Source organism: Candidatus Hadarchaeales archaeon, assembly GCA_038823825.1.
GTDB lineage: Archaea > Hadarchaeota > Hadarchaeia > Hadarchaeales > Hadarchaeaceae > JAVZGN01.
Genome location: JAWBCC010000002.1, coordinates 204176 through 217715 on the forward strand (window position 1 = coordinate 204176; position 13540 = coordinate 217715).

General features: G+C 45.3%; 17 protein-coding genes. 7 read left to right on the forward strand and 10 right to left on the reverse strand.

What is annotated here, in order from left to right; translation table 11 throughout:
* Positions 1-62: 62 nt before the first annotated feature.
* From QXF64_03600 to QXF64_03620, 5 genes are all read left to right on the forward strand, one after another.
* The gene (locus tag QXF64_03600; protein MEM1689569.1) at positions 63-629 is read left to right on the forward strand and encodes a CBS domain-containing protein; all 567 of its coding nucleotides are present in this window, start codon (positions 63-65) and stop codon (positions 627-629) included.
* A 5-nt stretch (positions 630-634) separates the two neighbouring features.
* A complete protein-coding gene (locus tag QXF64_03605; protein ID MEM1689570.1) occupies positions 635-1351 on the forward strand; it encodes a helix-turn-helix domain-containing protein in 717 nt (238 codons plus the stop codon).
* Positions 1352-1421: 70 nt separating this feature from the next.
* Positions 1422-2477, forward strand: a complete 1056-nt coding sequence (locus QXF64_03610; GenBank protein ID MEM1689571.1) for a hydroxymethylglutaryl-CoA synthase — start codon at positions 1422-1424, stop codon at positions 2475-2477.
* Positions 2474-3637: a thiolase domain-containing protein gene (locus tag QXF64_03615; GenBank protein ID MEM1689572.1), complete on the forward strand. Its 1164-nt coding sequence runs from the start codon at positions 2474-2476 to the stop codon at positions 3635-3637. The genes QXF64_03610 and QXF64_03615 overlap by 4 nt, the downstream gene beginning before the upstream one ends.
* A complete protein-coding gene (locus QXF64_03620) occupies positions 3637-4032 on the forward strand; it encodes a Zn-ribbon domain-containing OB-fold protein (protein ID MEM1689573.1) in 396 nt (131 codons plus the stop codon). The genes QXF64_03615 and QXF64_03620 overlap by 1 nt, the downstream gene beginning before the upstream one ends.
* Here QXF64_03620 and QXF64_03625 read toward each other — a convergent pair.
* The gene (locus QXF64_03625; protein MEM1689574.1) at positions 4029-4796 is read right to left on the reverse strand and encodes a tRNA (adenine-N1)-methyltransferase; all 768 of its coding nucleotides are present in this window, start codon (positions 4794-4796) and stop codon (positions 4029-4031) included. The genes QXF64_03620 and QXF64_03625 overlap by 4 nt on opposite strands.
* A 44-nt stretch (positions 4797-4840) precedes the next feature.
* On the opposite strand from QXF64_03625, the gene QXF64_03630 reads away from it, so the two are divergent.
* Together QXF64_03630 and QXF64_03635 are read left to right on the forward strand one after the other, a co-directional pair.
* Positions 4841-5656, forward strand: a complete 816-nt coding sequence (locus tag QXF64_03630; GenBank protein MEM1689575.1) for a hypothetical protein — start codon at positions 4841-4843, stop codon at positions 5654-5656.
* Entirely contained in the window at positions 5643-7358 is a 1716-nt protein-coding gene (locus QXF64_03635) for a hypothetical protein (GenBank protein ID MEM1689576.1), read from the forward strand. Before QXF64_03630 ends, QXF64_03635 begins: the two co-directional genes overlap by 14 nt.
* Here QXF64_03635 and QXF64_03640 read toward each other — a convergent pair.
* The 9 genes from QXF64_03640 to QXF64_03680 are packed head-to-tail and all read right to left on the reverse strand — an operon-like array spanning position 7338 to position 13530.
* On the reverse strand, positions 7338-7607 hold the full coding sequence (locus QXF64_03640; GenBank protein ID MEM1689577.1) for a hypothetical protein: 270 nt from the start codon (positions 7605-7607) through the stop codon (positions 7338-7340). The two genes, QXF64_03635 and QXF64_03640, sit on opposite strands and share 21 nt — an antisense overlap.
* Positions 7604-8002, reverse strand: coding sequence for a DUF61 family protein (locus QXF64_03645; protein ID MEM1689578.1), 399 nt, complete (start codon positions 8000-8002; stop codon positions 7604-7606). Before QXF64_03645 ends, QXF64_03640 begins: the two co-directional genes overlap by 4 nt.
* Positions 7999-8634 carry a V-type ATP synthase subunit D gene (locus QXF64_03650; protein ID MEM1689579.1) on the reverse strand — a complete coding sequence of 212 codons (636 nt, stop codon included), beginning with the start codon at positions 8632-8634 and terminating at the stop codon, positions 7999-8001. The genes QXF64_03645 and QXF64_03650 overlap by 4 nt, the downstream gene beginning before the upstream one ends.
* 1 nt (position 8635) lies before the next feature.
* Positions 8636-8959, reverse strand: a complete 324-nt coding sequence (locus tag QXF64_03655) for a V-type ATP synthase subunit F (GenBank protein MEM1689580.1) — start codon at positions 8957-8959, stop codon at positions 8636-8638.
* Positions 8956-10074, reverse strand: coding sequence for a V-type ATPase subunit (locus tag QXF64_03660; protein MEM1689581.1), 1119 nt, complete (start codon positions 10072-10074; stop codon positions 8956-8958). Before QXF64_03660 ends, QXF64_03655 begins: the two co-directional genes overlap by 4 nt.
* A gap of 2 nt (positions 10075-10076) precedes the next feature.
* Complete coding sequence (locus tag QXF64_03665; GenBank protein ID MEM1689582.1) at positions 10077-10688, reverse strand: V-type ATP synthase subunit E family protein; 612 nt, start codon at positions 10686-10688, stop codon at positions 10077-10079.
* A 12-nt stretch (positions 10689-10700) separates the two neighbouring features.
* A complete protein-coding gene (locus tag QXF64_03670; protein ID MEM1689583.1) occupies positions 10701-11171 on the reverse strand; it encodes a V-type ATP synthase subunit K in 471 nt (156 codons plus the stop codon).
* Between the two features lie 24 nt (positions 11172-11195).
* Positions 11196-13220, reverse strand: coding sequence for a V-type ATP synthase subunit I (locus QXF64_03675; protein ID MEM1689584.1), 2025 nt, complete (start codon positions 13218-13220; stop codon positions 11196-11198).
* The gene (locus tag QXF64_03680; protein MEM1689585.1) at positions 13213-13530 is read right to left on the reverse strand and encodes a hypothetical protein; all 318 of its coding nucleotides are present in this window, start codon (positions 13528-13530) and stop codon (positions 13213-13215) included. Before QXF64_03680 ends, QXF64_03675 begins: the two co-directional genes overlap by 8 nt.
* Positions 13531-13540 lie beyond the last annotated feature (10 nt).

Consider the following 13540-nt stretch of genomic DNA (forward strand, 5'->3'; position numbering starts at 1 on the left):
GCCCCCCGTCTTTTCTTTTTTTGCCCTTATTAAATCTTATTACAAAAATAACTGGGGAGAATATGCCGATTCTAACACCAGAAGAGATAAAACGGATGAGGAAAAAACTCAGGATAACTCAACTAGAGCTGGCTAGACTTGCCGGAGTTTCTCAGGCATACATAGCGAAGATAGAAGGAGGGAAAGCGGATCCAAAATTTTCAGCCCTTCAAAAAATTGCACGGGCTCTTGAGTCTGTCAGCAGCGGGGTTTCTAAATCGGCGAAAGAAATAGCAACGATTCCCGTAATCTCCGTTAGACCATCCGATAGAGTGAGTAAGGCAATAAAGCTGATGGAAAAGAAGGGAATTTCTCAGCTTCCCGTGATCGAAAAAGGGAAGCAACTAGGCTCGATATCGGAGGGGATTGTTCTCAGGCTTCTCTCTTCGAGTTCCAATCCCCTTTCAATCCTGAGCAAAAGGATTTCTTCTATAATGGGTGAGCCATTCCCAATTGTTGATTCATCTGTTCCAGTCACTTCTGTTATTTCTCTTCTTGAACACAGCCCAGCGGTACTAACGGCGGAGAGGGATAAAATAGTTGGGATAATAACTAAGGCAGACCTCTTTAAACTTTTGACGAGAACGTGAATGTGATGGAAGTAGATGAGCTGAAAGAGCGCGCAATGAAGTGGGTCCTGGGTGAAATCGCCTTTTCCCCAGATCTTCCGAATAGTCTGCGCACTTGGAGGGAAAGGTTTGGGATTGGGCAAGCCGAGCTGGCTAAAAGGTTAGGAATCACACCCTCCGTCATAAGCGACTACGAGTCTGGCCGCAGAAAATCTCCAGGTCTTCCAATGATAAGGAAAATCGTGGAGGCTTTCTTTGCCATAGACGAGGAAAGAGGAAACGTGATGTTAAAGAGTCTCTCCCACCTCTTCAAAGGGAGATTTTCATCGAATGTGGTTCTAGAGATAAAGGAGTATTCTAAGCCGATCGAGGCGCGTGAGATTGTTGAGGCAGTGAAAGGAGAAGTTTTTGCGAATGAAGATCTGCTTGGACAGAAGATATTCGGACATACGGTAATCGACAGCATACAGGCGATTCTCTCGCTTTCACCGGACGAGTTCCGTTATCTATATGGATTGAGCACAGAGCGAGCACTCGCTTTCACACAAGTCTCAACCGGACGGTCTCCAATGGTCGCGGTGAAGGTTATCGGCATAACTCCAAGTCTCATCGTTCTTCACGGATCTCTCAAACAGCCCGACGAGCTTGCCATCAGGATAGCGCAGACTCTAAGAATTCCTCTCGTAGTTTCCCGTCTGTCAACCACGGAAGATTTGATAAAAGCATTCAGAAGCCTGAAATAGTCGACAAGTGTCGAAAGGGCAAACGTCAACAGGCAAAATTTTAAAAGCCGTGAGTTTTTTACCTTAACCGATGAGCCATCTAGGAGTGGGAATAACGGGCTATGGAGTCTACATACCGCGCTATCGCATAAAGGTGGAGGAAATCGCGAGCGTCTGGGGTGCAGACGCGTCTCAAATAAAGAGAAGTCTTTTGCTTGAAGAAAAATCGGTTCCCGGGCCAGACGAAGACACGGCAACAATTGCGGTTGAGGCTGCTAGAAATGCTGTCGCCAGAGCCGGGATAAATCCAAGAGAAATAGGTGCGATTTATGTGGGTTCTGAATCGCATCCTTATGCGGTGAAGCCAACGGCGACAATCGTCGCAGAGGCGATAGAGGCTACTCCAAACTTAACTGCCGCCGATTGGGAATTCGCATGTAAGGCCGGGACAGCAGCGATGCAAGCGTGCATAGGCTTGGTGAAGAGCAGCATCATAAAATATGGTATGGCTATTGGTGCGGACACTGCGCAAGGAGCTCCGGGTGATGCTCTTGAGTACACTGCTGCAGCAGGAGGGGCAGCGTTCATCATAGGACCAGCTAACGGGGAAACTATAGCAGTCTTTGAAGGGACTTTCTCGTTTACAACTGATACACCGGATTTTTGGCGTAGGAACATGAGACCATACCCGAGACATGCCGGCAGATTTACAGGAAGACCCGCATATTTCAAACATGTTATTTCGGCGGCGAACGGACTCCTCCGCAGTCTTAAGCTCACACCTCAAGATTTCACTTACGCTGTCTTCCATCAGCCGAACGGAAAGTTCCCACTTCAGGCGGCAGAGGAGCTAGGTTTTGATAAAAAACAAGTTATGCCTGGTCTTCTGACCCCTAAAATAGGTAACACTTACTCTGGGGCCTCAATGCTGGGGCTGGCGGCGGTTCTAGATCAAGCAAAGCCGGGCGAGAGAATTCTTGTTGTTTCTTTCGGATCCGGAGCCGGAAGCGATGCGTTCAGCATCGTTGTTACGGACGCGATCGATAGGAAGAGAGAGCTTGCGCCAAGCGTTGCATATTATCTCGAAAGAAAGAAATATGTGAGCTATGCTATGTATTTAAAGTTCAGGAGGTTGCTGCTGAGATGAGAAAGGTTGCGGTAATCGGTGTTGGACTGACGAAGTTTGGCGAGCTTTGGGATGTTTCATTCCGTGAAATGATGCTTGAGGCCGGCATAAGGGCTATCGAGGACGCCGGAATAGATGGAAAGCTCATAGACGGGATTTATGTCGGAAACATGTCTGGAGGTCAGTTTATCCAGCAAGAACACATAGCATCTCTTGTCGCGGATCATGCCGGTCTTTGTCCGATTCCCTCCACAAGGGTTGAGGCGGCATGCGCGTCAGGTGGTCTTGCCTTTAGGCAGGCTGTTATGGCCGTCGCGTCCGGATTCCATGACTTCGTTGTTGCCGCAGGTATAGAGAAAATGACGGATTTGCTGACCGCCGAAGTTGTTGGAGCGCTTGCCACAGCAGCGGATCAGGAGTGGGAGGTGTATCAAGGTGTAACCTTTCCCGCCCTTTACGCTTTGATGGCCAGACGTCACATGTATGAGTTCGGAACAACAGAAGAGCAAATGGCAATGGTGGCTGTAAAAAATCACGCCAACGCATGTTTAAACCCGTGTGCTCAATATCATACAAAAGTAAGTGTAGAGGCCGTGCTGAAATCTCCTCCAGTCGCCACTCCTCTGAAACTTCTCGATTGTTCCCCGATAACGGATGGCGCAGCCTGCGTGATTCTTGCGCCCCTTGAGAGAGCCCGCGAGTTTACGGATATTCCGATAGTCGTTGCCGGAAGTGGTCAGAGCAGTGACAGGATATCCCTACACAGTAGGGAGTCTCTCACTGGTCTGAAAGCCACGACGGAGGCGGCGAGAATGGCGTACAAAATGGCCGGAATAGAGCCCGAGGATGTCGATTTGGCCGAAGTCCACGACTGCTTTACAATTGCGGAAATAATGGCGATCGAAGATCTCGGCTTCTGTAAGAAAGGAGAAGGTGGAAAATTCACGGAGGAAGGAGTCACGCAGATTGGAGGGAAAATACCGGTAAACCCGAGCGGTGGTCTGAAGGGAAAGGGACATCCAGTGGGGGCTACAGGTGTTGCCCAAATAGTTGAAGCAGTTCTACAGCTTAGAGGAGAAGCTGGAAAAAGACAAGTAGATGGTGCGGAAATTGCCTTGACACATAACGTTGGAGGATCTGGGGGAACAGCTGTGGTTCACATACTGAGGAGGGGTGACTGATGGCAGTAGCTAGATTTTGGAGAGAAATTCCTAGCAGGTACAATCTGATTGGTGTCAAATGTCTCAACTGCAATAAGGTAATTTTCCCACCTCGTTCGATATGTCCATATTGCAGGAGAACGGGTAAGCTGGAACCATATAAGCTCAGCAGAAGAGGAAAAATCCTGAGTTATACAGTCGTTTACAGCGCCGCAGAAGGTTTTGAGGATCAAGTCCCTTACGTGCTTGCGATTGTGGAGCTCGAAGATGGACCAAGAATAACCGCACAGGTTACAGATTGTGATCCCTCTGAAGTCCGTATAGGAGACGAAGTCGAAGTGGTTTTTAGAAAAATGAGGGAAGAGGGAGAAGACGGCGTCATATATTACGGTTATAAGGTAAGGCGAGTGCTTTAGACTTTTCTAGCCACAGTTATATAACCCGTATGCCCGATAACTCTCGTGCTTGGACGGGTAGCACCTGGACGAACTTCAATGTTTCTGACCAAACATTCGACTGTTTTCATCTCGCGGAATCCATTCGACCGAAGAGCTTCGTAAACTTTTTGGACTGGTTCTATGCAAGGCGAGAAAATCGCGATGTATCCTCCCACCTTTAAAGCTTCTTCCGCTTTTGGAACCACGAGCTCGGGTCCGCCCATGTCAATCGTAACAAGATCCACACCCCGTTCGTCGATCCCATCAGTTATGACATCCTTTAGCTTCACGGTCACGATTTCGCTCAATCCGGCGATTTCCACATTTCTCCGGGCCAGATTAACGAACTCTTCACGATTCTCATAAGAGTAGACGTGTCCATCTGGCTTCACAAGAGATCCTAAGAATATCGCAAGGGCGCCGGAACCCGTTCCGCAGTCAACCACGATACTGCCCGGTCCTATGCCGGTCATTCCAACTATCTGTGCGGCGTCCTTTGTGAGAATGATCTGCGGAGCTCTTCTTATCTTCTCTAAGAAGTCAACCCTTGAGGGGCGCAGAGCAATAAATTCCTTGTTCAGGTGTGTTCTGACTCTTACGCCAGGCTCTTTCCCCACGATCTCCCCCAAATCGAGAATCCCAAGATCTGTGCTGAACTTTCTGTTTTCGAGCTTTACTAGGTATTTCCGGTCTTTTTCATCCAGAAGGATGATATATTCTCCCAGAGAAAACATTCTCCCCATCGTGTTGTTATATATGGCGAGCATAAAAAAGGTGAGGGAGGCGAATGAAGCTCACATCGCTCATAGGGATAATCTTGGCGGTCTTGGCTATCTGTTGCTTAGCGGTAACACCAGTCGCTCCGCTAAATTTCGGAGGAGATTTCTCACAGAAGACGATAATCCGCGTTGTTGAGCCGGAAGGGGCTTCAATGGATGAACTATTATCTATGGTCAAGTCCGTTGCAGGAAGTCCCAAAGTTTTGCTTAAATCTGAAAATTTCCTGCTTCTCGAGATTTCAAAGCCATATTCTGAAAACTTAGCGGAGACCCTACGGCAGTCATTCTCCGACTTGGGAGTCGGTTCTGTAGAGATCTTTCCAGTTTCAGCAGTGTTCTCTTTATCTTTTGGTCGAGTGCTGATTTGTGGAATAGTTTCCTTCATTTTAACCGGAATAGTAGCCTTCATTGTGAGCAGAAGGAAAAGAACGATCATTCTTTTTCCGCTGGTGTCCTTATTGACGTTTATCGAAACTGTTGGGATTCTCTCGCTCTGGATTCCCATAGATCCAGAGGTGCTGCTCACCTCTGTGTTGATAGCTGTTCTCTTTCCTCTCACGTCGGGAATTTTCCTCCTTAATCCTATCAAATCTCAAGAAGGGATGCGCAAGCTGAAGATTTCGGCTCTTATATTCTTTGCCGGAATAATCGCAGCAGCAGCATCTCTCTCCACGCTTTCCTTGATGGTCGGTACTCTTGGAAACTCTCTCATTGCTCTGGTTCTCGGAGTCGTGGTGGGGATAGTGAACCTGTACTGGCTCGCCGGCGGCCTGCTTTTCCAGCCGGCTCCAAAGGAGGCCGTGACTTATTATGTCAGCTTCTAGAAATCTTCTCATCTTTTCGCTGGTGGTTTTTGTCTTTCTGCTTCCAGTCTGGCGACCATGGACGGGGCTCTCGCCGCAGGTGAGAGGTCTTCAATCAGGGGTTGGCACAAAATCCTACTTTTTGATTATTCTCGAGTCAGAAACTTCGATTGTGACATTCCGTTCTTATGACAACAATTTGAAGAGCGTGTGGGACAAGATTTCGAAGGAACTCTCAAAACAGTGGGGAGTTTCACTGATTTCAATGAACCAGGAGAACAACACGATAACCTTTGAAGTGGGGTCTGCCGTTACCTCCACACAGCTCAGGAACATGCTGCCTAACGGAGAAATTCTAGAGATCAAAAGTGGGAAATCAGAAAGGTTAACGGAAAGAATCATCAAGATTTTGGAGCGCCGTTTAGATCCATACGGTCTTCTCGGAGAAAGGATCAGATGGGCAGGTGATAATCTCATATTGATCGAGACTAGCAGAGAAATAAAGCCAGAGTTGCTCACAGCAAGGGGAAGGCTCGAAATATTCGTGGATGAAGACCTAGCGGCCACACCTGCGGACATTTTGGGATTCGGCAAGACGTCTCATGAAGGCAGTGTCGGTTTGATTCCAGTTTACTTCACATCAGATGGCAGAAAGAACTTTAACTCCTTCGTAATTGGCAGACGATATTCATACATTTTCTTTTTCCTTGATAGACCACACGATGGAATTGTGATTTTCGACCCCGAAGACTTGACCGACTTGGAGGAATTTTTCTTTGACAATGAGAGCGGATTTTTCGTGGAAAATACCTCAAAAGTTGCGATAAGGGTTCAAGCTTTTCCAAGTCCAAAGGATTGGATGAGCGACAACCTTGCGGATTATCTAGTCAGTCACTTTGGTGAAAAGGTGAGAGTCATTCTTTTGGGGAGCAGAGAGGAATTCTCGGACGAATTTCTGATGAGGATTCCATCATCTTACCGGATCGAGTTTTTGGAGAGAAGGAATGGTGAAACGTCGGATGAATGGCTGAGGAGGGCTCTGGGTTTCTTGATCGGAGTCCCGGTTAGTAGCTCCTTAGCAGAGAATGGCGTCGCCGAAGGTTCGGGAATAAATCTACCAGTCCCGGCCGGGATGTCGAAGGCAGTAGACCTCAGACACATACTTCTGAATCCTCTGCCAGCCGTTGTCCATCTTTCCTCTATCGGAACTGTTGAAGAGGAGAAAGTCCTTACTCCCAATAAATACTTCTTTGCATGTTTTGCTCCAATTGCGCTGTTTTCTCTTGTCGTTCTCTTTCTCTCGAGATCTCTAAGGTTGACATCAATATTTTTCATCTTCAATTTCTGCATGCTCATAATATCGCTGGGTCTCTTCTCACTCCTAGGAATGCGCCTCACTCCAGAGTCGCTGATTGCAGGAGTGATAATAGTTTCTCTTTCGATTACATGTTCGCTGCAAATACTCTTCGAGATGCTTGGAGGCTTCAAACTAGCAGAGGGAGTTCAGATCGGGTGGAGGAAAGAAAAAGCCTTAGCTCCGGTTTATCTCTGGGCTCTGATCATCTCACTAGCATTGATAGTAGTTTCTTTATCTGGTTTTAGATTTCTCCTACCTTTTTCCATTTCGTGCCTTCTCTGGCTGATAATTTTATCCACATTCGGACTTCCAGTTTTAGCCTCAATGATTGAGCGGGCAACGACTTTAAAGAAGGAGAAGACTTAAAACACCAAATATTCCCGTGATCACCAAGAAAGCAATGAAAATAAACTCTAACTCTAATTTTTGCAGGATCTTTCTGCCGGCATGGAAAAGAAGAAGGAGACCTGCAAAGAGAAACCACCACACCACGCAGGAGATTTCCAAAACTCCGACTTTTAGTATCGAAAGCACGAAGGCTAAGAACCCGGCGGCTAAAAGAAGTATACAGACCGGATATAAAATAATCATTAGAATTGCCAGATTTTTTCTCATGTTATCCCGCTTATGAAGACGTAACAAGTTGTGGTCGGAAATCTTCTTCTCAGCTCCGCGATTTCCGGACGGTAGATTAACAATTCATTTGCAGGTTCCCTCTTCAAGATACTGCTGATAACCTTGGACTCCAGGCTCCCAGAAATCCTTGCTGTCCCTCTCCCCAAACTAGGATTTATCTCGATCAATATGGGAAGCATGAGCTTCTCAGCCTCTTTATCATCAACCAACTTCGCCAGCTCCTCTAACTCTTTCCTGTCAAATGAATGGATTTTCCCGCTTTTGGTTATGACAAATGGGTTTTCGCTGCGGAGAGCATCCATTAGCGAGATTCTGTTTCTTGGCAAGTGCATGTTGAGCCTGTTTAACTCTACTTTTACGAGCTCTTCATTCATCTTCTCTCCCTCAGGGTTTTCATTCTTTTCAATCTGACAAAGTTATCTCTTTCAATCTCGCCGAGTTTCATCTCTATCATTCTTATAGTCTCCCTTACTTCGGGAATTATGACGTGTTCGAGCGCGTTTACTCTTCTTTTTGTCTTTTCAAGCTCCTCTGCGATCGCTAGAAGGGAAGATTCTAGCTCTGCAAGCTTGCAGAGATACTTTAAGGTCTCTTCAAACTTTTCTGCAACTTTGTCGAGCAACGGATTACTCGTGTAGAGCCCATAACCTCTCTCTGTAACCTTTTTCTCCCTCGCATGAACGGTTACGAGCGGAGTTTCCACACCCATGATCAACTTGCTTGAGATTTCTACCTTGAAATCTTTCCTCACCTCCCTCATATGCTGAAGTGTTTCTAAAGTACCGTTAACACCAAGACAAACGGTAAGCAGTCTGTGAGCTTCTTCTAGGCTTTTAAATGCAACTTTTTTTGCATACGTTACCTCTCTTGCGATGTAGAAGAATTCCATGACTAGTGCATCCATCTTCTCCTGAAGCAAATCTTTTCCTCTCTGGGCCAAGACAAGCTTTTTTCTGAGATTTATCAATTCCATTCTAGTTTGAGAAGTCGCTGAAGGCATTGCCATTTCATTCCTCCCTCCTTATCACAACCTTAGTTCCAAGTGTTCTGGTGACGGCTTTTTCTGTGAGATCAACTTTTGGTTTTCTACCCTTGCTGTCCGGTATAGGAATTACTATTGGGAAAACTTCTTTTTTCATCCTGTCTAGTTCGAGTTCTTCGGCCACAGAGGCGGTAACGAATATTATCCCCATCTCGGGGTCTTCCATCATTTTCTTCAGATTTGCTAGGTTTTCCTCCATAGTTCCAGCTGTGTAGAGTTCCCCAACCCCAGCCAATCCGAAGCCGATAATAGTTTCGAGATCTCCGATTACGCCAACCTTTTGCCTCACATCATCGCCTCTGTGGCGAGAATCTTGTTTATTTCATCCTGCGTAAATCCGGCGCTCTTCATCCTAAGTAGCACACGAAGATTCTCCAGCTCTCTTTCTTTCATAAGGATATACACAATGATTGGGCATATCGAGAAGAAGTTTTTCATCGCCATCCACTTGGTTTTAGTTATGAGTGCACTTTTTAGAATTTTCTCCACATCTTCCACATCTCTTATTCTCTCAAGCTGTTTTTGAAGAGTCTCACCAACAGCGGTTATTCTTATCGCATGTATAGCCGATTTCAAATCTTCGGCTAGCACAACTGCTCTGAACATCTCCGGTGTGAGTTCATGGCTAGGCAAAATCAGATACCTTTCGATCTCATAATATGAAAGCCCGGATCTCTTCATCCTAAGGGAAATGACGAGGTTGATGGAATCTATCCAAAATCCAAAAATCTCGCGTAAAAGCTTCCTGTCCTCCTTTGTCTGGTTAACGGTTTTCCAAAGAGAGTCCCAGTAATGCTTCTCGACTGCCGAGATGAGTGCCACGACGCCATATCGTCCATAATCATCCATAGCCTTAACAATAAGATCGTAGTATTCTTCTCCTTTCAGAAACTCCAAAAGGCTCTCGATCGATTGCGCTGAAGCGAGCAATTCGAACCTTTGAAGATTCTCTGTCGGACATGGCAAAAGTCGAGTCACTATCTCCTCTTTTGGGATTCCATCGTGTATCCCGAGAATCACAGTTTTTAAGTTCAGCATGGCTCGATAGCCCAAAAGTCTCTTGATGATTGGTTTTGTAGATCTTGGTATAATCTCCAATATCTCCGAAAACTCCCTGCAGACATTCTCGTGCATTTCCTTTTCGGTCTTCAACCAATCTAAGCTACCGTCTGGTTCTAATGTGATTTTACGTCCAATTTCCTCGAGTTGTTTGACTACATTTGTAACATCCGGAGCTCTGACGAACTCGATGAGCTTTTCTCCCGTCAGGAGAGTCGTTTCTCTGCTGCTCACAACCGTGTTGCAGAAAGCATATGACATAATCTTGCTTACCCATCTGCCGAACCATATCAGAAAAACCAATATGCCCGCAGCTGAGAGGATGAGTAAAATCAAAATGTTCATGCCTACCCTCTTAAGAGTTGAGCGATCTTCATTCTGATTTTTTCTCTGTTTCGTTCAATTATGCTTTCAATCGTTTGATCAACCGCAACTTTTCCATTTTCGGATTCTATTCTTATGCCGCCTATTGCTTGGATTGGATTCCCGAGCATCACAGCTTTTCCACTCTTTTTAGAGATTTCACCAACTTTAGTGTTGAGGAATTTTAGATCTCGTCGATTGGCGCGTAAAACGACGCTCCCATCTTCGAAATCCGCGCAGGATTTTATGGAGATCTCTAAAAGCCATTTTTGATATTCCGATCTTTCACAAAGTTTTTCCATTTTTTTCACGATTTGTTTGAAAATTTCGTCAATTATTTTTTCCCTTTCCGAGAAAAAGTTCATTCTTGCTTTGAATTTCTCCTCAGCAATCATTTTTTCTTTTAGAGACTTTCCCTCTTCTTCGGCTTTTCTCAGCTTTGCAATTTTCTCCTTCTCAGTTTGGATTTTCGCCGTGCTCAAAATGGCTTCGGCTTCCTTTTCTGCTTTTTCGATTATCTCGTTTGCCTTCTTCTTGGCTTGGTCTAAAATATCCTTCACTACGCTTTCGATATCTTTTTTCTCCGTTTGCCACACCTCCGAGGAGACTTAGGGAATTATCGCTTTGCTCGTCAGCATCAAAATTGTTGCCAGCAAACCCAGAATCGCGTAGAGTTCTACCATCACTGTGTACATCATACCCGCCGTGAACACCTCAGGTTTTTTTGCGACCGCTGCCACGCTTGCAGTCGCGACTTTTCCCTGAAATATCGCTGTGAAACCTTGCAATATCGCCGGGAGTGCAGCGGCCAGGATAGCGAATCCGACAACTCCGGCCTTTAAACCAGTGCCCAAAACTCCGGTAAAAATGAGTATCATAAATCCCGCGATGAATCCATATATGCCTTGGGTTCCGGGTAAGACCTCTAGAATGAAAAGCTTGGAGAATTTTTTGGGATCTTCGGCAGTGGCTGCAGCTGCGGCCATTCCAGCCATCGCTACTCCTATTGCAGACATTATCCCAGGAATTGCTACAGCAAGTCCAGCGGCAAGCACCACCAAAGCCAAGTCATTTACCACTGTTATCCCACCTTCTTTTACTATTCACTTCCCTTTTTTTAGTTTTGTGTATTTCCTTTTTGCCTTGAAGGGGGAAAACTTTCTTCCATCGCCTTCATAAAATTTCCCGAAAAATTCCATGAAATGTAAACGCATTGTGTGTATGAAACCACCCAACGTATTTATGAATATATTAAAACAATGAGCAACGAAGAAGATGAATGCCAGAAGACAGGCGGAAATTGCAGCGACTAGGATGTTCGGAAAACTATTAGCGAAAGGGGTAACCATCCATCCCCAGAAGACCGAAACTATGAAATTTATGGAAAATGCTATAACACCACTTGCTATTGCGAGTGCCATTAGTCGGGTGTAGGATGCTACATCCGCAACAAAGCTCGTTATTCCGTAGACTGTGTTAATGGCTTCTCCGATTTTTGATCGAATGGTTTCTCCCTTTAGCAGAGCCCCTACAACACCTAACAGGACCCCACAGTAGAAAATAGCTCTCAAAATTCCGACGGGTTTAGGTGACGTGGCAAACGGATTGAACGCCTCGAACATTTCTATCTTTGGAAAAGTGTATGCAATCCCCAAATCTCGGAAACTTACACCGATAATGCAGAAAGCTAAGCCGAAAAAACCGAGAACAATCAAAACCCTCGAAATCCGCTCAAAGAGTAGAGATCTCCAATCTTTTCTGAGGAGATCTTTGATCACACCGGCAATTCCCAGTCCAAACAGTATGTGTAGAATCCCGATAAGAACAACGAGTTTTAGAAAAGGTATCGGATTCTCAATCGGATTCACCCAAAATCCGCCTCCAAATCCAAAACACCCTCCAACGAAAATCCCAACGATCACTCCTGTTAGACTGCAGACTGCAAGCATCCGGCGAACGTTTGTTGGAAAGATTTTGGCTATCCAGACGCCAGAAAGTAAGAAAGCTGCAAGCGCGAGTCCATAGCCTGCATCTGATAGGGTTATTGCGAAAAATATCGGAAAAGTTAGGGAGAGGAATGGTGTAGGATCCACCTCATCATATCTTGGGACGCCGTACATTTCTGTAAGAAGTTCGAAATCTTTGACGATTTTTGGATTTTCTAGCTCGGTAGGTGCTTCTTGACTTTCTTCTTCTCTCAGGATACATATGCCATCCGTCGCCGTTTTTAAGGTTTTTTCAAGCATCCGTATTTTTCCGCGAGGAATCCATCCCTCCATCACAACCGTTGCTTCTGTGAATCCGAGTAAATTGTTTGTTTCTGCTCTTTCCAAGACGTTCACAACCATTTCCTCGACCGCGCAGATTTCCGGAGAAGATTTTTTAGCCAAGGTTTGTTTCGTGCGTTCAAGTTTCTCTTTTTCGTCATTTAACTTTTCAAGCTCCTCTTCGAGTCTCTTCAAGTTTTCGTCTATTTTACCCTCGAGTGGTGGGATTTCGATTAGCTCGAACTCGTGCCTGTAAAAGATCGGAAGAAGTTTTTGGGACTCTTCAGAGGGGACAAGAACAAGAACGTTTCTCCTTTCTCCGGCTTTTGAAGCCAAGATAAAGATTTTACCGGCGAAAGTTTCACGCAAATCCTCCCCAAAGGATTTCAGTTTTTCCTCCGGGATTCTTCCAAAGAAAGCTCTGAAGTATTCTGTGGAGCGCAAAAGACTCAGGTCACACTCCGGGCATATCTCACCAAGCAACTTTAACTTTTCGATAATGTTTAAAATCTCCTCTTTTTTGCTCTCAATTCTCTCCAGTCTTTCGGCAAGTTCAGAGGTAATAGGTTCAATTCTTCCAAGTATTTTTTCCGCTCTTTTTATCACGTAGTCAAAACTTTCATTCCTGATCGACATCTTTTTTGCGGAAATCTCTCCCAAGAATTCCCTCAATTTGGACAGCCTTTTGGCGAGATCTCTCAACTTTTCTATTTCTTCCTGTGCGATTTTCTTTGCAAGTCTTTTATCTTCTGTTTCCTTAAGCTCCACGATTCCTCTTTCGTGGAGCTCCAAGATCACCCTATTGTGATATCTTGCGGGGTAAATCGCGAAGAGTTTGCTCATTCTTTTTGGCCTAAGCATTCAAGCCCTCCAAAATTTCCTTTACGATGAGCTCTGCTATTTCCTCGCTTCTTTTTTCAGCAATCTCTCTGAGTTTTTTCAACTCTCGTTCAAAATCTTTTTTGATTTTCGAAACTTCTTCTTCCACTTCTTTTTCATATTTTTTCCTCAAGTTTTCTTCAGCTTTTTTGACTTCTCTATGAGCGTTTTGTCGGATTTCATCAGCTCGCTTTCTCGCCTCTTCAACGATTTTTTTTGCCTCGACCTCTGCTTCTTCCACTAATTCTCTGGCTTCTTTCTCAGCTTTCAAAATTTTTTCGAGGTATTCCATTTCTACCTCA